The sequence below is a fragment of the Streptomyces sp. CAU 1734 genome (genome assembly GCF_039888735.1).
Taxonomy (GTDB): Bacteria; Actinomycetota; Actinomycetes; order Streptomycetales; family Streptomycetaceae; genus Streptomyces.
In genome coordinates this window covers 1-19,041 of record NZ_JBDQQP010000034.1, presented here as the reverse complement: position 1 = coordinate 19,041, position 19,041 = coordinate 1, and the positions used below count along the sequence as shown (strand labels likewise).

The window sequence follows — 19,041 nt, the reverse complement described above, 5'->3', positions numbered from 1 at the left end:
ACGAGCGGACCCGAGCCCTGGCAGACTTCCTCCACACCTACAACCACCACCGCAGCCACACCGCCCTCGGCGGACACCCACCCATCAGCCGCGTAAACAACCCTGCGGGTCAATACAGCTAGGTCGTTTCTTACGGATCAGGCAAGATCCGTAAGAGACGGCCTAGGGGTATCGCGCTGCGGGTACTGACCCGCCGGGGTGCGGCACGGGGGTGCGCATCCCGGCGGGGTCTGTTCAGGGGCCCGGTTCAGGGCGTGCGGCTCAGCGGGGCAGTACCTCCACATACGCGGCCGGCTCGCGGTGGTCCGAGGCCATCAGCGCCGTCCGCACCACCATCGCCTGCTGCTCCGGCGACTCCCGCAGCCGCCGGGGCGCGATGTGCACCACGGTCAGCCCGAGCCGCTCCAACTGCTCCCGCCGCCGCGCGTACTCGGCCCAGTCGGCCTCCTCGTCCAGCCGGGGCGTCCGTGCGCTCAACTGCACGGCCACGGCGTGATCCGGCCAGTACGCGTCCACTCCGCCCAGCCCCGGCCCGCCGGGCAGCCGCAGCTCCACATTCCACACCGGGTCCGGCAGGGCGAACTCCCGCACCAGCTCGTACAGCCGCTCCTCCGCGCGGCTGCGCCCCTCCGTCAGCAGCGACTCCACCGCCGCCGCAACCGGGAGCCGCGCCAGCAGCCCCGACCGGCTCAGCTCCCCGACCACGGCGGCGGGTTCGCAGTGCCCGCCGCACACCGCCTCGGCGAGCACCGCCCGCACCCGCTCCGGGTCCGTCAGCTCCGCGAGCGCGTCCGCCAGGGCCCGTGCCACCGGCGCCACCGGCAGCCCGTTGATCCGCTCCGGCTCCGGCAGCAGCCGTGCCCGTACGATCCCGGCGCAGCCGGTCGACCGCAGCCTGCGGTTGCGGGAGACGAGCACATCGATCCGCTCCAGCGCGGGCAGTTCCGGGACCGACGAGAAGCCCCGCAGCGCGAGGGCGGCGAGGCCGGTGATCACGGCGTCGCCGTGCGGATCGGCCACACCGTCGGCCGGCTGGGCGGGAATCACCGGCCGCCCGGCGTACAGCAGCACCCCGTGCAGCCGCTCCTCGCTGGTGGGGACCCCGTCGTGCAGCAGATACACCCCCGGCAGCAGCGCCTGCCAGGGCCCGCCGTCCCGGCAGCGGGCGCCCGCCTGGGCCGCGGAGACCCCGTGCGCGCGGAGCTGGGCCGCGGAGAGCACCTGCGGCCGGCCGGTACAGAGCCGGTCGAGTCCGTCGATCCGGTCGGCCGTCCGGCCGGCGATCCCGGCCGGAAAGGCGCGGGCCGGGAGCCGGCGGCCGGGGTGGACGAGCGACGGTGCGGTGGGGGAGGCGGCGGGGGCGTGCGGGACGTTCTTGTTCATGGTCCCGAGATGCCCAGGGGGCACCCCTTCACTAACCGCTGTTACACGTTTGTCGGCAAGTCGGGACAACTCCGCCCTAAAGTACGGGCGTTCGATCACCGACAATGCGGTTGCCTGCGGGTGCGGGTGCGGGTGCGGGTGCGGGTGCGGGTGCGGGTCTCTCGCGGGGCTCCGCCCCGGACCCCGCGCCTCAATCGCCGGCGGGGCTTGATATGAGCACCCTCGTCCGGAGTGCGGGTCTCTCGCGGGGCTCCGTGTCTCAATCGCCGGCGGGCTTGATGTGAGCACCTTCGCCCGGGGTGCGGCCCCTTGCGGTACTCCGCGCCTCAAGCGTCGGCGGGGCTGGCATCGCGGCCCCGGGCCGGAGGCCAATTGGCCTCCGGCCCGGGGGGTGGTCAGCTCTCCGCCGACCCCGCGTCGCAGACCTGGCCGCGGAGGCCGCGGGCCAGGTCGTCGCGGGCCTCCAGGACCAGACGGCGCAGGGCGGGGGGCGCGTCCTCGTGGGTCGCGAGCCAGGTGTCCGCCTCCTTCAGCGCGGTCTCGCCCTGGAGCATCGGGAAGAGGCCGGAGACCACATCCATGCCGATCTGGATCGACCGCTCGGCCCACACCCGCTCGATCGCCGCGAAGTACTTCGCGGTGTACGGCGCGAGCAGTTCCCGCTGTCCCGCCTGGACGAATCCGGCGATGGTCGCCCCGGCCAGCGCGTTCGACAGCGTGTCGGACTCGACCACCTCGGCCCAGGCCCGCTCCTTGACCTCCGCCGAGGGCCGCGCCGCCAGGCAGCGCAGCTGGTGGCGCTTGCCGGAGGCGGTGTCGTCACGGGCGAGCTCCGCCGCGACGACCGACTCGTCCGCCGTGCCGTGCGCGGCCAGTGGCTCCAGGAAGGCCCAGCGCAGCTCCTGGTCGACCTCCAGGCCGTCGATGCGGCCGGTGCCGGCCAGCAGGCCCTCCAGCAGCTGGAGATCGGCCGCCGATTCGGCGACCGAGGCGAAGAACCGCGCCCAGGTGAGCTGGTGCTGGCTGCCCGGCTCGGCGAGCCGCAGCTCCTTGAGCGCGCCCTCCGCGAGCAGCCGGCCGCCCGTCCCGCGCCACTCCGGGGCGGCGTAGTGCGTCAGCGCCGAGCGGGCCCAGGCATGCAGCATCTGGAGGACGCCGATATCCGTCTCCCGGCCCGCGAACCGCAGCACCAGACCGATGAAGTCGCGCGCCGGCACCAGTGCGTCCCGGGTCAGATTCCACAGCGCCGACCAGCACAGCGCCCGCGCCAGCGGGTCGGTCAGATCGCCGAGGGAGTCCCGCAGGGTCTCCAGCGAGCCGTAGTCGAAGCGGATCTTGCAGTACGTCAGATCCTCGTCGTTCACCAGCACCAGCTCGGGCCGGTCCGCCCCGGCCAGCTCGGTGACGACCGTGCGCGTACCGGTGACATCGACCTCGGCCCGCGCGTACCGCACCAGCTCCGGGCCGTCGTGCCGGTACAGGCCCACGGCCACCCGGTGCGGGCGCGGCTGCTCGCCGTCCTGGATCACCGCGAGCTCGGTGATCCGGTCCGAGGCGTCGAAGGTGAGCTCGGGGGTGAGCGAATTGACCCCGGAGGTCTGGAGCCAGGAGCGCGACCAGTCGGCCATGTCGCGGCCGGAGGTCTCCTCCAGCACCGAGAGCAGGTCCCCGAGCCGGGTGTTCCCGTACGCGTGCCGCTTGAAGTAGCGCCGCGCGCCCTCCAGGAACGCCTCCTCGCCCACATAGGCGACGAGCTGCTTCAGCACGGAGGCACCCTTGGCGTAGGTGATGCCGTCGAAGTTCAGCTTGGCGTCCTCCAGGTCACGGATGTCGGCCGTGACCGGGTGGGTGGAGGGAAGCTGGTCGGCCCGGTAGGCCCACGCCTTGCGGTTGTTGGCGAAGGTGATCCAGCCATTGGTGAAGCGGGTCGCGCCGACCATCGCGTACGAGCCCATGAAGTCGGCGAAGGACTCCTTCAGCCACAGGTCGTCCCACCACTCCATGGTGACCAGGTCGCCGAACCACATGTGCGCCATCTCGTGCAGGATGACGTTGGCGCGCCGCTCGTACGAGGCCGAGGTGACCTTCCCGCGGAAGATGAACTCCTCGCGGAAGGTGACACACCCCGGGTTCTCCATCGCGCCGATGTTGTACTCGGGCACGAATGCCTGGTCGTACTTGCCGAAGGGGTACGGGTAGTCGAAGCGGTCGTGGAAGAAGTCCAGGCCCTGCTTGGTGACGAGGAAGACGTCGTCGGCGTCGAAGTGCCGGGCCAGCGCCTTGCGGCACATCGCGCCGAGCGGGATCTCCAGCTCCGTGCCGTCGGCACCGGTCCGCCGGTAGACATCGGTCTCGTAGTGGTAGGGGCCGGCCACCACGGCGGTGATGTAGGTGGAGATCGGCAGGGTCTCGGCGAACCGCCACACCCCGTCCCCGGCCGACCGCTCACCCGCGCCATTGCTCCACACCGTCCAGCCCTCGGGCGCGGTCACCTCGAAGCGGAACGGAGCCTTGAGGTCCGGCTGCTCGAAGTTGGCGAAGACCCGGCGGGCGTCGGCGGGCTCGTACTGGGTGTAGAGGTAGACCTCGCCGTCCTCGGGGTCGACAAAGCGGTGCAGACCCTCACCGGTCCTGCTGTACGCGCACTGCGCGTCCACGACCAGCACATTGTCCTCGGCCAGCGAGTCCAGGGCGATCCGGGAACCGTCGAACACCACCGCGGGGTCGAGCTTCTCGCCGTTCAGGGTCACCGAGGTGACGGACGGGGCGAGCAGATCGGCGAAGGCCGAGGCACCCGCCCGGGCCGAGCGGAAGCGGATGGTCGTCACGGAGCGGAAGGTCCGGGGGCCGGACGCGGCGCCGTCGGTGTTCGGACCGTCCCCGACAGCGGACCGCAGGTCGAGGGCGACCTCGTAGCCGTCGACGGACAGCAGCTCCGCCCGCAGACGGGCTTCGTCGCGGGAGAGATTCTCACCGGGCACGGGCACTCCTTCGTGTCTCGTCAGATCAGCACCGATACTCCCACGCGCACCTGACGGCGGGTATCGGCGGATCCGGGAATCGGCGGGTCCCCCGCCGTGTTGCCACCGGTGAGACGTGTGCCACACCCGGCCGCCGCGGCTGCCGGGCGCCATCCATCACTGAGGAGCAGCAGAGATGTCGGAGAACAGCAGGACCCCGGTCGATTTCTGGTTCGACCCCCTGTGCCCCTGGGCGTGGATGACCTCCCGGTGGGTCAAGGAGGTCGAGAAGGTCCGCGACATCGAGGTCCGCTGGCATGTCATGAGCCTCTCCGTGCTCAATGAGGACAAGCTGGACACTCTGCCGGAGGAGTACCGCGAGGGCCTGAAGCAGGGCTGGGCGCCGGTGCGGGTGGCCATCGCCGCCGAGCAGGAGCACGGCCCCGAGGTGCTGGGAAGGCTGTACGAGGCGCTCGGCACCCGTATCCACAACCGTGGCGAGGGCCCGACCCTGGAGGCGATCGCCGGAGCGCTGGCGGAGGCCGGACTGCCCGCCGGGCTCATCGACTACGCGGAGAAGGACACCTACGACACCGAGCTGCGCGCCTCCCACCAGGAGGGCATCGACAAGGTGGGCCAGGAGGTCGGCACCCCGGTCATCGCCGTTCCGGGCGCGGACGGCGGGCAGGTCGCCTTCTTCGGCCCGGTGGTGACCCCGGCCCCCAAGGGCGAGGACGCCGCGAAGCTCTGGGACGGCACCCTGCTGGTGGCGTCGATCCCCGGCTTCTACGAGATCAAGCGGACCCGCACGGCCGGCCCGGACTTCTCCAACCTCTGAGCGGAGGCCGTGCCGGGCACGGAAGGCGTACAAAGGGGCACAGAAGGGCCCCCACGAGTCCTGTCCTCGTGGGGGCCCTTCCTCATTCCGCCCGCAAGTGAAGGTTGAGAAGACGATCACGAGCAGGACGACTGCGGGGCGGAGGCCGCGCGGCTACACGGTCCCGGGGCCGCGTGACCTCCCGCGCCTCACGCCTCGATGAGCGGCGTGCGCTCCTTCGCCTGCGCGTAGCGCTTGGCGACGTCCTGCCAGTTCACGACGGCCCACATGGCGTCGATGAAGTCCACCTTCTGGTTCTTGTACTGAAGGTAGAACGCGTGCTCCCAGGCGTCGAAGACCAGGATCGGCACCGAGCCCTGGCCCACATTGCCCTGGTGGTCGTAGATCTGCTCGACGATCAGACGGCGGCTGACCGGCTCGTAGGCGAGTACACCCCAGCCGGAGCCCTGGGTGGTCGCGGACGCCTTGGTCAGCTGGGCCTTGAACTTCTCGAAGGAGCCGAAGGACTCCGCGATCGCGTCCGCGAGCTCGCCGACGCCGTCCTTGTCCAGCGGCTCGCCGCCGCCGTCGCCGATCATGTTGTGCCAGTAGATGCTGTGGAGGATGTGGCCGGAGAGGTGGAACGCGAGGTTCTTCTCCAGCCCGTTGATGGCACCCCACTGCTCCTTGTCGCGCGCCTCCGCCAGCTGCTCCAGCGTGTCGTTGGCGCCCTTGACGTAGGCGGCGTGGTGCTTGTCGTGATGCAGCTCGATGATCTGCGGATTGATGACCGGGTCGAGCTCTGCGTAGTCGTACGGAAGTTCAGGAAGCGTGTAGATGGCCATATGACCGGTCCCTCCGACTGCTTATTGCACACCTTATGCATGTGCACGTTAGCAGCAGGAGTGACGCGGGAGTGATCAGGCATTGGTCCTACGACTTGCGTCCGAGCAGCTCTCGAGCGAGTACCGCGATATCGGGGAAATCGGTGACCACGGCGTCCACGCCCAGCCCGAAGTGCTGGGCGAACTCGCCGAACACATCACCGAAGCCGGCGCTGTCCGCGCCCCGGCGCAGCCCGGCCGGAAGGTACTGGTTCTCCGCGCGGAAGGTGTACGCGCCGACCCGCAGCCCGGCCGCGTGCGCGTCGGCCAGCAGCGGTGAGGGGGGTACGAGCCAGGACTTGTCCGGCCCGATCCACCGCGCGTACTCGGCGATGCGCCGCAGCCCCCTCGGGGTCGCCATCTGCCGGTAGGTCACATCGTGCCCCTGGGGGCCGCCGGTGGTGCCGAGCGCCTGCCAGAGCGGGATCCGCAGCCCGGCCGCGGCGATCCGGCGCAGGCTGGAGGGCTCGAAGGACTGCACGACACACCGCACGGCGGAGCCCGGCGCCGTCAGCCGGTTGCGCCGGACGATGCCGATCAGCTCCGGCTCCAGCGGCAGCCCGATCGACCGGAAATAGGAGGGGTGCTTGGTCTCCGGGAAGACGGTGACCGGCCGCCCGTGGCGGTGTGCCAGCACCCGGGCGAGATCCACCACTTCCTGGAGGGTGCAAATGCGCTGGTGCCCGTCGAAGACGGTGTTCCGATTACGGATCAGGGGCAGTCGTTCCACGGTCCGCAGGGTGCGGAGCTCGGCCAGGGTGAAATCCTCCGTGAACCAGCCCTCGGTCCAGTGACCGCCGATCAGCTTGCGGGTTCTGCGCGCGGCGAATTCCCTCCGGGCGGCGACATCGGTGGTCTGCGAGATCTCGTTCTCGTGCCGGACCACCAGGACATGGTCCCGGGTGGGCACGACATCCGGCTCGATCCAGTCGGCCCCGCACTGCACGGCGAAGGTGTACGACGACTCGGTGTGCTCGGGCCGCCAGCCGGCCGCGCCCCGGTGGCCGATGACGAGCGGGCGGCGCGCGGCCGGTCCGGGGCCTTCACTCGCATGCGCACCCGCACCCGCGCCCGCCGCCGCACCCGCACCCGCCGCCGGGCCGGCCGCCGGGAGACCGGCGGCCACCGCCGCCGTACCCGCCGCGCACAGCACGGACCGCCGCCCCGGCGCGCCGTCCCGCCCCACAGCGCCCGCGCTCATGTCGCCCGGGCCCGCGACCGGGCCGCCGTCAGCCGCTCCAGATGGTCGGCGTACGCCTTGGTGTAGTAACCGGCCCGCCCCGGATCCGGTTCCACGATCGCGTCCGGCGCCGTCCACGCCGCCGTGTCCAGGCCGACGCCCAGCCGCCCGGCCGCCGCGAGCACCGCCCCCCGCGCCCCCACCTCCCCGGTCACGGTCCGCAGCGGTCTGCCCAGCACATCCGCGAAGAGCCGCATCCAGGCGGGCGACTTGGTGCCCCCGCCGCAGATCGCCAGCGTGCCGCTGAGCCCGGCCGCCTCCAGACAGTGCCGGGCCGCGAAGCCGATGCCCTCACAGGTGGCCCGGATCAGATCGGCCCCCGTGGTCTCCAGCGACACCCCGGTCAGCTCCGCCCGCAGCCTGGGCTCCACAAAGGGCGCGCGTTCACCGGACGGCGCGAAGTAGGGCAGCACACGGACCCCGTGCGCCCCCGGCGGCACCGCCTCCAGCGCCGCGTCCACCTCCGTGTACGGCGTTCCGGTGGTCCGCAGCACCCAGTCCAGCGCGGCCGTCCCCACCATCGCCGGCATCGCGCGCAGCCACTGCCCCGGCCGGTCGGTGGAGATGTGCAGCCCGGCCGGCTCACCGTCCAGGCCGAGCTCCCGGGTGACCACCAGCGAGGCCAGACAGGTGCCGACGATCAGGAGCCCGTCCCCCGGTTCGGTGACCCCGGCGCCCAGCGCGCAGGCGGCCAGATCGTACGGTCCGCTGGTGATCCGGGTGCCCGCCCCCGGCACGCCGGGACGCACCGCCGAGACGGCGATCGGATCCCGGACCGGCGGCAGCAGTCCGCGCCGCCCCGAGAGCCCCAGCGCCGCCGTCACCTCCTCCGAGTACGTCCGCGTCCGGGGATCCAGGAACGGCATCGAGGCGTCGGACACATCGGTCGCCACCGGCGCGGCGGTCGCCGCCCCGGGGCCCGGCGGCGAGTCGTCGGTGAGCCGCCGGAACACCATGTCCTTGCAGTACACGGCGGAGTGCGCGGCATCCAGCGACTCCGGTTCGTACCGGTCCAGCCAGGCCAGCAGCGGCCCCGGGCAGCCCGGGAACACGGCACTGCCGGTCCGCCGGAAGACCGCCTCCACCAGCCCCGACGACTGCCAGGCGGTGACGAGGTCATGGGCCCGGCCGTCCATCCAGGAGATCGCCTTGCGCACCGGCCGGCCGTCCCCCGTCACCAGCCAGACGCCGTCGCCCTGCCCGGTGAGCCCGATGAACCCGATCGGCCCGGGCACGGATCCGGTCAGCGCGCCGAGGACATCGACGACCGCCCCGTACACCTCGTCCATGTCCTGCTCGACCCGGCCGTCGCGGATGTCGAGCGCGACCGGCCGCGACTCGACCCCCAGCGGACGGCCCGCCTCGTCGAAGGCCGCGGCCTTGACCATCGACGTCCCCACATCGATACCGATGTACGTCGCCGCCATCGTGCACACACTCCTCAGTCGTACCGCGGATGACTCGTCGGGGGCCGGCCCGCAGCCGGGCCGGCCGTGCGGGAAGGGAAGGGACTGGAAGGGAAGAGAAGGGAAGGGACGGGAAGGGACGGGAAGGGACGGGAAGAGCGCGCGGGGGGAATCAGCTCAGCTCATGGGAGAGCGGCTCCCCGCGCACATACCGGGCCACCTCCGCCGAGGCGATCCGCGCCGCCTTGTGCGCCACCGCCCGGCTCGCCCCGGCCACATGCGGAGTGAGCACCAGATTCGGTGTGGACAGCAGCCGGGATCCCTCCGGCAGCGGCTCCTCCGCATAGGTGTCCAGCGCCGCCGCCGCCAGCCGGCCGCTCTCCAGCGCGTCGCAGAGCGCCTCCGTGTCCAGCAGCCCGCCGCGCGCCGCGTTCACCACCACCGCACCGGGCGGCAGCAGCGCCAGCTCCCGCGCCCCGATCAGCCCGTGTGTCTCCGGGGTGAGCCGGGCATGCAGGGTCAGCACCCGCGAACGGGAGAGCAGCGCCTCCAGCGACCGCGACCGCATCCCGTGCACATCGCCGCGCACATAGGGATCGAACACCTCCACCTCCGCGCCGAAGGCACAGAGCACCCGGGCCACCCGGCTGCCGACCGCCCCGTACCCCACCAGCCCGACCGCGGTGTCCTCCAGTTCGAGCCCGCTGTGTTCATAGGTGTAGTACGAACCGTCCCAGTCGCCCTCCAGGGCCAGCGAATGGTGCGCCTCGGGGATCCGGCGCAGCGCCGAGATCATCAGGCCGATGGTGAACTCCGCCGTGGCCGCCGCGTTCCGGCCCGGCGCGAAACAGACCCGTACCCCCCGGGCCCGCGCCGCCGCCGCGTTCACATTGACCGGTCCGCCCCGGCAGACCGCGATCATCCGCAGCGACGGCGAGGCGGCCAGCACCCGCTCCGTGAACGGCGCCATCTGGGTGACACAGACCTCGACCCCGTCCAGCGCCTTGATCAGCGCGTCCTCCGCGTCGCTCGCCTCGCGCACCTCGGCGACCGGCCCGAAGGGCTCCAGCGGCCAGGGCAGCGTCAGTTCACGGATCTCCGCCGCCCCCTCGCCGAGATCGCGCCGCAGCGCCTCGGTGATCAGGGAGTTGCGGACGAAGTGGTCGCCGGCGGCCAGGACTTTCATGCAGTTCCTCCGCGTGATCGTGGTCGGCGCCCGGTGGCCTCACTCCTCGCCCACCGGAACCGGACAGAGCTGGTAGGTGACCTGGTGCTCATCGAAGTCGCGCAGTGCCCCGGCCGGTGCGCCGTCGTCGACGAGCACCAGATCGAAGCGGGAGAGGGGGACGAGACGGTGCAGCGCCGTCCGGCCCAGCTTGGAATGGTCGAGAAGCAGGACATTGCGGTCCGCCGAGTCGAGCATGGCGCGCTTGACGGACACGATGTGCTGCTCCTGGTGGTACGCGAGACCTGCCGACGCCGCCGAGGCCGAGGTGAAGGAGAGGTCGGCCCGCACCGCCTGCACGGCCTCCACACACGACACCCCGAGGAAGGAGGAGTGCAGCGGATCGTAGTCGCCGCCGAGCGCCATCAGACGGATGCCGCGCGCGGCGGCGAGCAGTGTCAGCGTCTGGAGGAAATTGGTGACCACCGTCAGCGGAGTGATCGCCGCCATCCTGCGGGCGACCGCCAGCGCGCTGGTGGAATCGTCCAGCAGTACCGCCATCCCCGGCTCGATCAGCGTCACCGCCCGCTCCGCCAGCGCCTCCTTCTCCCGCCGCATGGCGGTCAGCCGGTACGCCACATGCGCCTCGAAGACCCCGGACGGCTGAGCGGTCACCCCGCCCCGGAACTTCCGTACGACGCCCTGCCGCTCCAGTTCGTCCAGATCGCGGTGCACGGTCATCAGGCTGACGGTGAATCGTTCGGCCAGTTCGGCGGCGGAGGACTCCCGCCGGGCGAGTACATACGCGGCGATCGCCCGCTGCCGGGCCGCGGGTCCTCGCAGTGCGGGTCCTCGCATGGGAGATGAGCTTGCGACCGGATCCGGGGGCCGTCAATGCCTCCCGCGCGGGTTTCTACCGCCGAACCGCGGGAGAAGCTGAGAAGTTCTCAGCAGACAGCGAGAAGTGGAAGGCGCCCCGCGCCGTGTGAGGAGCCGTCATGTGGTTGGGCATCGATCTCGGCACCCAGAGCGTCCGGGCACAGGTCACCGGCGACGGCGGCGAACTCCTCGGCAGCGGCTCCGCGCCGCTGACCGGGGAACGCGACGGAATCCGCCACGAACAGTCGCCCGCCGACTGGTGGAACGCGGTCCGGACGGCCTGCGCCGGTGCCCTGCGGGACGGCCCGCGCCCGCGCGCGCTCGCCGTCTGCTCCACCTCCGGCACCGTGCTGCTCGCCGACGCCCGGGGCCGGGCGCTCAGCCCCGGTGTGATGTACGACGACGGCCGGGCTCCCGGCCGGGGCCCGGGGCGGGCCCGGCTGCTGCTGGCGGAGTACGGGCCCGGCCGGGTGCTGCACCAGGCCGACTGGATCACCGCCCGGCTCGCCGGACGGCTGCTGCCCACCGATTCCAGCCATGCGCTGAAGACCGGGTACGACCCGGCCACCGGCGGCTTCGCCGCGCCGGGACTCCCGGCCGGCGCGGCGCCGGACGTGGTGCTCCCGGGCACCGTGATCGGGGCGACGAGCCGGGAAGCGGAAGCGGCGGCCGGGATCCCCGCGGGCACCCTGATCGTGGCCGGAATGACCGACGGCTGCGCGGCCCAGATCGCCTCCGGAGCGCTCGCCCCCGGCTCCTGGAACACGGTCCTCGGCACCACCCTGGTCCTCAAGGGGGTCACCGCCGAACCCCTCCACGACCCTTCCGGTGTGGTCTACAGCCATCTCTCCCCGGACGGCACCAGCCTCCCCGGCGGGGCCTCCGGCGTCGGCGGCGGCGCCCTGAGGGCCGCCTTCCCGGCCGCCGACCCGGCGGCCCTGGACACCCTCGCCCGCGCCCGCGAACCGGCCGGGGCGGTGGCGTATCCGCTCGGCTCCCGGGGCGAGCGCTTCCCCTTCACCGCCCCGGAGGCGACCGGCTTCCTGCTCGGAACCCCCGCGTCGGACGCCGACCACTGGGCGGCGCTGCTCCAGGGCGTGGCGCTGACCGAACGGCTCTGTCTGGACTATCTGGATCTGCTCGGCGCGCCGGTGCACGGCCCGGTCACCTTCACCGGCGGCGCGGTCCGCAGCGCCTACTGGACCCGGCTGCGCGCCGAGATCCTGGGCCGTACGGTACGGATCCCGGCGGCCAGCGAACCGGCGTTCGGGATGGCGGTGCTGGCGGCGTACGGCGCGGGCGCGGCCGGCGCGGCGGGTGCGCCCGGTACTCTCGCCGCCACGGCCGGGCGGATGGTCCGGGTCCGGGAGGTGATCAGGCCCGGCGACGGCAGCCGGTGGGCCGGCCCGTATCTCGTCCTGGTCGACGAGCTGGAGCGGCGCGGCTGGCTGCCGCCCGAGGTCGCCGCGCATGCGCGGACACGCACGGAAGGGGCATGGGGAACACCATGAGCGGGAGCACGGCACTGCTGTTGGCCCGGCACGGCCAGACGGTCTGGCATGCGGAGAACCGCTATGCCGGGGTGAGCGATGTGGCCCTCACCGACGAGGGCCGGGCACAGTCCCGGCGGCTGGGGGAGTGGGCGGCCCGGCATCCGGTGGACGCCGTGTACACCTCCACCCTCACGCGGGCGGTGGAGACGGCGGAGCCGGCCTGCGCCGCGCTCGGCCTCACCCCGCACCGCGAGCCCGGACTCAGGGAGTGCGACTTCGGGGTGGTGGAGGGCCGTACGCTCGCGGAGTTCGCGGCCGGCTCCCCCCGGGAGGCGGCGGCCTTCGCGGCCGACCCGGTGGCGCATCCCTTCCCGGGGGCGGAGGACCCCCGGGCGGCGGCGGCCCGGGGCGCGGCGGCGCTGCGCCGGATCGCGGCCGGGCACCCGGGCGGCCGGGTGCTGGTGGTCGCCCACAACACGCTGCTGCGGCTGGTCCTGTGCGAACTGCTGTCGATTCCGCGGGCGGAGTACCGCCGGGTCTTCCCCCGGCTGCGGAACGCGGCGGTGAGCGAGGTGCGGATGGCGGCCACCGGACGTCCGGCGCTGCTCTCCCTCAATGTGCCGGTGGACGCGGAGTGACGGCCGCCGCGCTCACTTCTCCGGGGCCCGGTCCTCCGCCGTGATCTCACCGGCCGGCTCCCCGGCCCGGCGGGCGGCCCGCACCTGCCGGATGTACCCGGCCAGCGCCAGGGCCAGGGTGAGCCCGCCCGACCAGTACAGCTTGACCCGGGTGTCCGGCTCCCGGGCCATGAGGACGAAGACGGCCGCCATCGCGGCCAGTGCCGCGTAGGTCAGCCCCGGGTAGAGCCACATCCGCACCACGAGCCGCTCGGGAGCCTCGCGCTCGGTCCGGCGGCGCAGGATCAGCTGCGAGACGGCGATGAAGAACCAGACCACCAGGATGAGCGCGCCGATCATGTTGAGCAGCCACATGAAGACGTCGTCCGGCCGCCAGTAGCTGAGCAGCACACAGACGAACCCGAAGCCGGACGAGACCACCACGGCGGTGCGCGGCACTCCGCCGACGGTGCGGCCGAGCGCCTTCGGGCCCTGCCCCCGGCCCACCAGCGAGCAGGACATCCGGGAGGCGGCGTAGATATTGGCGTTCATCGCGGAGAGCAGGGCGATCAGGATGACCGCGTTCATGATCTGCCCGGCGGCCGGGATGCCGAGATGGTCCAGGGTGGCGACGTACGGCCCCTGGGCGATCACCTTCGGGTCGTCCCACGGGACCAGGGCCACGACCACGGCCATGGAGCCGACGTAGAAGATCGCGATCCGCCACATCGCGGTCCGCACGGCACGGGCGACGCCCTGTACCGGGTGCTCGGACTCGGCGGCGGCGATGGTGACGGTCTCCAGACCGCCGTACGCGAAGACCGAGGCGAGCACGCCGAGCACCAGCCCCTCGCTGCCGTTGGGCAGGAAGCCGCCTTGACCGGTGAGATTGCCGGTGCCGGGGGAGTCGGTGCCGGGCAGCAGACCGGTGATGGCGAGTACGCCGATGCCCAGGAAGACCACAATGGCGATGATCTTCAGGGCCGCGAACCAGAACTCGAACTCGCCGAAATTCTTCACGGAGGCGAGGTTGGCGGCGCAGAAGACGACCACGAAGAGCGCGACCCAGGCCCACTCCGGGGTGCCGGGCAGCCAGCCGGTCATGATCTTCGCGGCGCCGATGCCCTCCAGCCCGACCACCACACAGAGCATGAACCAGAAGGTCCAGCCCGAGGCGAAGCCGGCCCAGGGCCCGATGGCCCGCTCGGCGTGCACGGAGAAGGTGCCGGACGCCGGGTTGGCCGCGGAGAGCTCGCCGAGCATCCGCATCACCAGCATCACCAGGAGGCCGGAGAGGGCGTAGGCGATCACGATGGACGGCCCGGCGGCGGCGATGCCGGCGCCGGATCCGACGAAGAGCCCGGCGCCGATGACACCGCCGAGGGCGATCATCGAGAGATGGCGCTGCTTCAGTCCGTGGGAGAGGCCGTTCGCGGGCGGTGCCTCGCCGGAGGGCCGCCCGACGGGCGGGGACTCGGAGGTCCGGGACATGTGGCGTTCCCTGTTCGGTGGCCGGGGGTGAGCGGATCACCAACTCAGCACGCGGAGACATGAGCGTGCAATGGACTTTCACCGAATGAACACGGGGCCCGGGTGATGTGTACATCGCACACGAAATGATGACATCTCGCGTATGTACCGGGGAAACCCGGCGGCTTTGGTGGAACTCTACAGCCGCCCCTTACCCTCTCCCGAGGGGAGAACCCGCTCCGGCCTCAGTGACAAGCATCACGCGGGGTCGTGCATAAAGCATGAGCTTTGTTCACTTCTCATCAAGGCGATGCGGGAGCGTTTGTCGGCCGCAGACGGTGAACCGGCGATTCCACCTGGGCTACGGTCACGGTGTCCCCACCGGGGCTCCACCGAGCCCTCGGTGACGCCGTCCGTCTTCCTCCCCCTCCCCTTCCCCCGCGGAGTCCCGATGAGCACAGCTTCTGTCACCACTCGTCCGGGCGCGGTCCTCGCGGATCTGCTGCCCGTCTCCCGCACCCGGGACATCGCACTCGTCACCGGCGGCGCGGTCCTCACCGGCCTGGCGGCCCAGCTCTCCGTCCCGGTCCCCGGCTCGCCGGTCCCGGTCTCCGGCCAGACCTTCGCCGCTCTGCTGGTCGGCACCGCCCTCGGCGCCCGCCGGGGCTTCCTCTCCCTCGGGCTCTACGCGGTGGCGGGCATGGCGGGGATGCCGTGGTTCGCGGAAGGCGCCTCGGGCTGGTCGATGCCGTCCTTCGGCTATGTCCTCGGCATGCTGCTGGCGGCGACGGTCGTGGGCGAACTCGCCCGCCGCGGCGCCGACCGCTCCGTACCGCGCATGGCGGGCGCGATGGTGCTCGGTTCGGTGATCATTTACGCGGTCGGCGTGCCCTATCTCGCCCTGGCCACCGGGATGACGCTCTCCCAGGCGGTCGCGGCGGGCCTGGTGCCCTTCCTGATCGGCGACGCGATCAAGGCGGCCCTGGCGATGGGCGCGCTGCCCACGGCGTGGAAGCTGCTCGGCCGCCGCGGCTGACGGCACGGACGCGATCGGGGGTCGGCCCCCGCGGACGAGAGGCGCGCCCCGCGGGGCGCGCCTCTCGCGTGTCCGCCCGGTCAGCTCTCGGCCGCGGCCCGCTTCCGGCGCCGCTCCCTGGTCAGCGCGATCCCCACCACGACGGCGGCGACCAGCAGCGAGAGCAGCACCTGCTCCCGCCCGGTGTCGTCGAAGATCATGTAGACCAGTACAAAAGAGATCATTCCGATGGTGGCCCAGGTCAGCCCGGGGAAGAGCCACATCCGCACCACCAGCCGCTCGGGTGCCTCCCGCTCGATCATCGGGCGCATCCGGAGCTGGGTGAAGCAGATGACCAGCCAGACGAAGAGCGCGACGGCGCCCGAGGAGTTGAGCAGAAACGCGAAGACGGTGTCGGGCCAGCGGTAATTGAAGAAGACCGCGACAAATCCGAAGAGCACCGACGAGAGAATCGCGACCCTCGGCACACCCCGCCGGTCGGTCTCCCCGAAGGAGCGCGGCGCGTCGCCCCGCCGGCCCAGCGAGAAGGCCATCCGGGAAGCGGTGTAGAGCCCCGAATTGAGGCAGGACAGCACGGCGGTCAGCACGATCGCGTTCATGATCTGCCCGGCGTGCGGGATGCCGATGGAATTGAGCGCCGCGATGTACGAGCCGTCCTCGGTGATCGACTTGTCGTTCCACGGCAGCAGCGTCAGCACCACGAAGATCGAGCCCAGATAGAACACCGCGATACGCCAGATGACGCTGTTGGTCGCCTTGCTCACGGCGCGCTGCGGATCGGCGGACTCGCCGGCCGCGAGGGTGACGATCTCACTCCCCATGAAGGAGAAGACCACCATCAGAATGCCGGTGAGAATCGCGCCGTATCCCTCGGGGAAGAATCCCCCGCTGTCGGTGAGATGACTGAGCCCGGCCCCCGGATTGTCGGACCCCGGGAGCAGTCCGAAAACGGCGAGCAGTCCAATGACGACAAAAGCGCCGATCGCGACCACCTTGATACCGGCGAACCAGAACTCGAACTCTCCGTACGACCCCACCGATGCGAGATTCGTCGCGGTCAGCACCACCATCACGATCAGCGCCCACGCCCACTGCGGCACCGCCGGAATCCAGCCCTCCAGGATCACCGCCCCGGCGGTCGCCTCCACCGCGAGCACCACCACCCAGAAGAACCAGTACAGCCATCCGATGGAGAACCCGGCCCACCGCCCGAGCGCCCGGTCCGCGTACTCGGAGAAGGACCCGGAGGCCGGATGCGCGGCGGCCATCTCGCCCAGCATCCGCATCACCAGGACCACCATCACGCCGACGAGCGCGTACGAGACGAGAATGGCGGGCCCGGCGGCGGCGATTCCGGCCCCGGATCCGACGAAGAGCCCGGCCCCGATCACCCCGCCGATGGCGATCATGGACAGATGACGGTTCTTGAGCCCGGCCCGAAGACCGTCCGAGGGCTGGGGCTCTCCGGGTTCGCCGGGCTGCCCGCCTTCTTTTGTGAGGGTGTCCTGCGCGTTCATGAGGGGAATCCTTGGGTTGGAGTGCCGCGCGATGCGCAGTCGGGTGTTGACCCCGCTGACGGCTACCCGGCCGCCCGCGTGCCACACTCGGGCCATGCGCGTATACCTCGGTTCCGACCACGCCGGATACGAACTCAAGAACCACCTCGTCGAGTGGCTCAAGGCCCATGGCCACGACCCCGTCGACTGCGGCCCGCACATCTACGACGCCCAGGACGACTACCCGCCCTTCTGTCTCCGCGCGGCCGAGAAGACCGCCGCCGACGCGGACAGCCTGGGCATCGTCATCGGCGGCTCGGGCAATGGCGAGCAGATCGCCGCGAACAAGGTGAAGGGGGTGCGGGCGGCGCTGGCGTGGAGCGAGCAGACGGCGGCGCTCGGCCGTGAGCACAACAATGCGAATGTGGTCGCCATCGGTGGCCGGATGCACTCGGTGGAGGAGTCCACCAAGTTCGTCGAGATCTTCCTGGCGACGCCGTACTCGGGCGAGGAGCGTCACACGCGCCGGATCGAGATGCTCTCGGCGTATGAGACCACGGGTGAGCTGCCGCCGATCCCTGCGCACCACCCCCAGGGCTGACCGCCCCCGCGACCGAGCCCGGAGGGCCGCCGTACGCCGGCGGCCCTCCGGCGTTTCCGCCAGCGCGGACGCGTGATGGTGCGGGCGCGTGATGGTGCGGGCTCTTGGTGGTGCGGGCTCTTGGCGGGGCTCTGCCCCGCGCCCCGCGCCTCAATCGCCGGCGGGGCTGGGTGGGTGTGTTTCCTCGGGGTGTGTGAGGGTTCAGCCCCTTGGGCGGGGGAGCCGGCCTTCCGGCGGCGGTGCGGGTCCTTGGCGGGGCTCTGCCCCGCGCCCCGCGCCTCAATCGCCGGCGGGGCTGGGTGGGTGCGCTTCCTCGGCGTGCGCGAGGGTTTCAGTCCTTGGATGAGGCCCGTCCCTCGGGTTCGCGGGCTGGTCCGGCGATGTCAGCCCCTCCGGCGATTGAGGAGAAGACCCGCACCCCGGGCTCCCGGCGAGTCCTCGTGGGCGGGCGCCCGAATGTTCAGCCCCTCCGGCGATTGAGGAGCGGGGTCCGGGGCGGAGCCCCGGGGGAGGCGCGGGCCCGGACCACCCCGGCGCGTCCCGCAAAATGGTGGTGGGACGACAGAAGGAGCCGCCACCACCATGCCCGAGGGCCACACCATCCACCGCCTCGCCGCAGACCACCGCGCCCACTTCCTCACCCGCCCCCTCCGCGTCACCAGCCCCCAGGGCAAGTTCTCCGACTCCGCCGCGCTCCTGGACCGGCAGGTCATGACCGCCGCCGAGGCGCACGGCAAGCACCTCTTCCTCGGCTTCGAGGCGATCGGCTGGGTCCACATCCATCTGGGGCTCTTCGGCAAGGTCGACCTGGGAGCGACCCCCGCCCCGCCGGCCGGCGAGACCGTACGGCTGCGGCTGGCCACACCGGAGGCGTATCTCGATCTGCGCGGCCCGACGACCTGCGCGCTGATCACCGACGGCGAGAAGGCGGCGATCCACGACCGGCTCGGCCCCGACCCGCTCCGGGAGGGCGACGATCCGGACCGCGCGTGGGCCCGGATATCCCGTTCGCGCACCACGATCGCGGCGCTGCTGATGGACCAGAAGATCATCGCCGGCGTCGGCAATGTGTACCGCGCCGAGGTGCTGTTCCGGCACGGCGTGGATCCCTACCGCACCGGCCGGGAGATCACCCGCGCCCAGTGGGACGCGATGTGGGCCGATCTCGCGGAGCTGATGCGTGAGGGCGTGCGGAACAACCGCATCGACACCGTCCGCCCCGAGCATCTGCCCGAGGCGATGGGCCGGGAGCCCCGGGTGGACGACCACGGCGGCGAGGTCTATGTCTACCGCCGGGCCCAGCTGCCCTGCCACATCTGCGGTACGGAGATCCGCACGGCCGGCCTCGCCGCCCGGAATCTCTTCTGGTGCCCCGGCTGCCAGCCGCCCGGCCCGCCGGCCGTCTGACGGGCGTGTCCGGGGCGGAGGAAACCGCCCCGGTCCCGCCGCCGCGCGCCGCCCAGGCGGTAAGAGACGGCCTAGGGTCAATGCCGTTGCGTTACGGGCTTGCGGGTGGGGGTCTGGTGATGAGGACGGCTTGGGGCCGGTGCGGGCCGGCTGAGGCCAGGCACGGTGCTCGGTTCGCCTGAGGTGG

At 71.9% G+C, this 19,041-nt stretch carries 15 protein-coding genes and 1 pseudogene; 7 read left to right on the top strand and 9 right to left on the bottom strand.

From position 1 onward, the window contains the following. Positions 1-122 (top strand): annotated as a pseudogene (locus tag AAFN69_RS34970) (IS481 family transposase); the annotation flags it as partial. A gap of 139 nt (positions 123-261) precedes the next feature. On the opposite strand, the gene AAFN69_RS34965 reads toward AAFN69_RS34970, so the two are convergent. Further along, positions 262-1,383, bottom strand: a complete 1,122-nt coding sequence (locus AAFN69_RS34965) for a hypothetical protein (protein ID WP_347732989.1) — start codon at positions 1,381-1,383, stop codon at positions 262-264. Positions 1,384-1,778: 395 nt separating this feature from the next. Continuing rightward, on the bottom strand, positions 1,779-4,364 hold the full coding sequence (gene pepN, locus AAFN69_RS34960) for an aminopeptidase N (protein ID WP_347732988.1): 2,586 nt from the start codon (positions 4,362-4,364) through the stop codon (positions 1,779-1,781). Positions 4,365-4,539: 175 nt separating this feature from the next. Here pepN and AAFN69_RS34955 point away from each other — a divergent pair, with 175 nt between their 5' ends. Next, complete coding sequence (locus tag AAFN69_RS34955) at positions 4,540-5,181, top strand: DsbA family protein (protein WP_347732987.1); 642 nt, start codon at positions 4,540-4,542, stop codon at positions 5,179-5,181. 188 nt (positions 5,182-5,369) lie between these two features. Here AAFN69_RS34955 and AAFN69_RS34950 read toward each other — a convergent pair whose 3' ends face one another. From AAFN69_RS34950 to AAFN69_RS34930, 5 genes are all read right to left on the bottom strand, one after another. Then, positions 5,370-6,005: a superoxide dismutase gene (locus tag AAFN69_RS34950; RefSeq protein ID WP_347732986.1), complete on the bottom strand. Its 636-nt coding sequence runs from the start codon at positions 6,003-6,005 to the stop codon at positions 5,370-5,372. Positions 6,006-6,093: 88 nt separating this feature from the next. Beyond that, positions 6,094-7,245 carry a glycerophosphodiester phosphodiesterase family protein gene (locus AAFN69_RS34945; RefSeq protein ID WP_347732985.1) on the bottom strand — a complete coding sequence of 384 codons (1,152 nt, stop codon included), beginning with the start codon at positions 7,243-7,245 and terminating at the stop codon, positions 6,094-6,096. Beyond that, positions 7,242-8,711, bottom strand: coding sequence for an FGGY-family carbohydrate kinase (locus tag AAFN69_RS34940; protein ID WP_347732984.1), 1,470 nt, complete (start codon positions 8,709-8,711; stop codon positions 7,242-7,244). Before AAFN69_RS34940 ends, AAFN69_RS34945 begins: the two co-directional genes overlap by 4 nt. A gap of 151 nt (positions 8,712-8,862) precedes the next feature. Next, positions 8,863-9,876, bottom strand: coding sequence for a 2-hydroxyacid dehydrogenase (locus AAFN69_RS34935; protein WP_347732983.1), 1,014 nt, complete (start codon positions 9,874-9,876; stop codon positions 8,863-8,865). A 39-nt stretch (positions 9,877-9,915) separates the two neighbouring features. Next, positions 9,916-10,713, bottom strand: a complete 798-nt coding sequence (locus tag AAFN69_RS34930) for a DeoR/GlpR family DNA-binding transcription regulator (protein ID WP_347732982.1) — start codon at positions 10,711-10,713, stop codon at positions 9,916-9,918. A 140-nt stretch (positions 10,714-10,853) separates the two neighbouring features. On the opposite strand from AAFN69_RS34930, the gene AAFN69_RS34925 reads away from it, so the two are divergent. Beyond that, the gene (locus AAFN69_RS34925) at positions 10,854-12,245 is read left to right on the top strand and encodes an FGGY-family carbohydrate kinase (protein WP_347732981.1); all 1,392 of its coding nucleotides are present in this window, start codon (positions 10,854-10,856) and stop codon (positions 12,243-12,245) included. Then, complete coding sequence (locus AAFN69_RS34920; RefSeq protein ID WP_347732980.1) at positions 12,242-12,865, top strand: histidine phosphatase family protein; 624 nt, start codon at positions 12,242-12,244, stop codon at positions 12,863-12,865. Before AAFN69_RS34925 ends, AAFN69_RS34920 begins: the two co-directional genes overlap by 4 nt. 12 nt (positions 12,866-12,877) lie before the next feature. On the opposite strand, the gene AAFN69_RS34915 is transcribed toward AAFN69_RS34920, so the two are convergent. Beyond that, a complete protein-coding gene (locus AAFN69_RS34915; protein ID WP_347732979.1) occupies positions 12,878-14,335 on the bottom strand; it encodes an amino acid permease in 1,458 nt (485 codons plus the stop codon). A gap of 430 nt (positions 14,336-14,765) precedes the next feature. Between AAFN69_RS34915 and AAFN69_RS34910 the strand changes: the two genes are divergently transcribed. Beyond that, positions 14,766-15,350: a biotin transporter BioY gene (locus AAFN69_RS34910; protein ID WP_347732978.1), complete on the top strand. Its 585-nt coding sequence runs from the start codon at positions 14,766-14,768 to the stop codon at positions 15,348-15,350. Positions 15,351-15,430: 80 nt separating this feature from the next. Here the strand turns inward: AAFN69_RS34910 and AAFN69_RS34905 are convergent, their stop codons facing one another. Continuing rightward, positions 15,431-16,867, bottom strand: coding sequence for an amino acid permease (locus AAFN69_RS34905; protein WP_347732977.1), 1,437 nt, complete (start codon positions 16,865-16,867; stop codon positions 15,431-15,433). A gap of 94 nt (positions 16,868-16,961) precedes the next feature. Between AAFN69_RS34905 and AAFN69_RS34900 the strand changes: the two genes are divergently transcribed. Together AAFN69_RS34900 and AAFN69_RS34895 are read left to right on the top strand one after the other, a co-directional pair. After that, entirely contained in the window at positions 16,962-17,447 is a 486-nt protein-coding gene (locus AAFN69_RS34900; protein ID WP_347732976.1) for a ribose-5-phosphate isomerase, read from the top strand. 582 nt (positions 17,448-18,029) lie between these two features. Further along, entirely contained in the window at positions 18,030-18,854 is an 825-nt protein-coding gene (locus tag AAFN69_RS34895; protein WP_347732975.1) for a DNA-formamidopyrimidine glycosylase family protein, read from the top strand. The last annotated feature ends 187 nt before the right edge of the window (positions 18,855-19,041 follow it).

What these genes read in the sequence shown, in the direction of transcription:
- AAFN69_RS34915 (WP_347732979.1), bottom strand. Translation starts at nt 14,335, where the DNA reads ATGTCCCGGACCTCCGAGTCCCCGCCCGTCGGGCGGCCCTCCGGCGAG.
- AAFN69_RS34920 (WP_347732980.1), top strand. Translation starts at nt 12,242, where the DNA reads ATGAGCGGGAGCACGGCACTGCTGTTGGCCCGGCACGGCCAGACGGTC.
- AAFN69_RS34925 (WP_347732981.1), top strand. Translation starts at nt 10,854, where the DNA reads ATGTGGTTGGGCATCGATCTCGGCACCCAGAGCGTCCGGGCACAGGTC.
- AAFN69_RS34940 (WP_347732984.1), bottom strand. Translation starts at nt 8,711, where the DNA reads ATGGCGGCGACGTACATCGGTATCGATGTGGGGACGTCGATGGTCAAG.
- AAFN69_RS34935 (WP_347732983.1), bottom strand. Translation starts at nt 9,876, where the DNA reads ATGAAAGTCCTGGCCGCCGGCGACCACTTCGTCCGCAACTCCCTGATC.
- AAFN69_RS34900 (WP_347732976.1), top strand. Translation starts at nt 16,962, where the DNA reads ATGCGCGTATACCTCGGTTCCGACCACGCCGGATACGAACTCAAGAAC.
- AAFN69_RS34895 (WP_347732975.1), top strand. Translation starts at nt 18,030, where the DNA reads ATGCCCGAGGGCCACACCATCCACCGCCTCGCCGCAGACCACCGCGCC.
- AAFN69_RS34965 (WP_347732989.1), bottom strand. Translation starts at nt 1,383, where the DNA reads ATGAACAAGAACGTCCCGCACGCCCCCGCCGCCTCCCCCACCGCACCG.
- AAFN69_RS34955 (WP_347732987.1), top strand. Translation starts at nt 4,540, where the DNA reads ATGTCGGAGAACAGCAGGACCCCGGTCGATTTCTGGTTCGACCCCCTG.
- AAFN69_RS34950 (WP_347732986.1), bottom strand. Translation starts at nt 6,005, where the DNA reads ATGGCCATCTACACGCTTCCTGAACTTCCGTACGACTACGCAGAGCTC.
- AAFN69_RS34945 (WP_347732985.1), bottom strand. Translation starts at nt 7,245, where the DNA reads ATGAGCGCGGGCGCTGTGGGGCGGGACGGCGCGCCGGGGCGGCGGTCC.
- AAFN69_RS34910 (WP_347732978.1), top strand. Translation starts at nt 14,766, where the DNA reads ATGAGCACAGCTTCTGTCACCACTCGTCCGGGCGCGGTCCTCGCGGAT.
- AAFN69_RS34930 (WP_347732982.1), bottom strand. Translation starts at nt 10,713, where the DNA reads ATGCGAGGACCCGCACTGCGAGGACCCGCGGCCCGGCAGCGGGCGATC.
- AAFN69_RS34905 (WP_347732977.1), bottom strand. Translation starts at nt 16,867, where the DNA reads ATGAACGCGCAGGACACCCTCACAAAAGAAGGCGGGCAGCCCGGCGAA.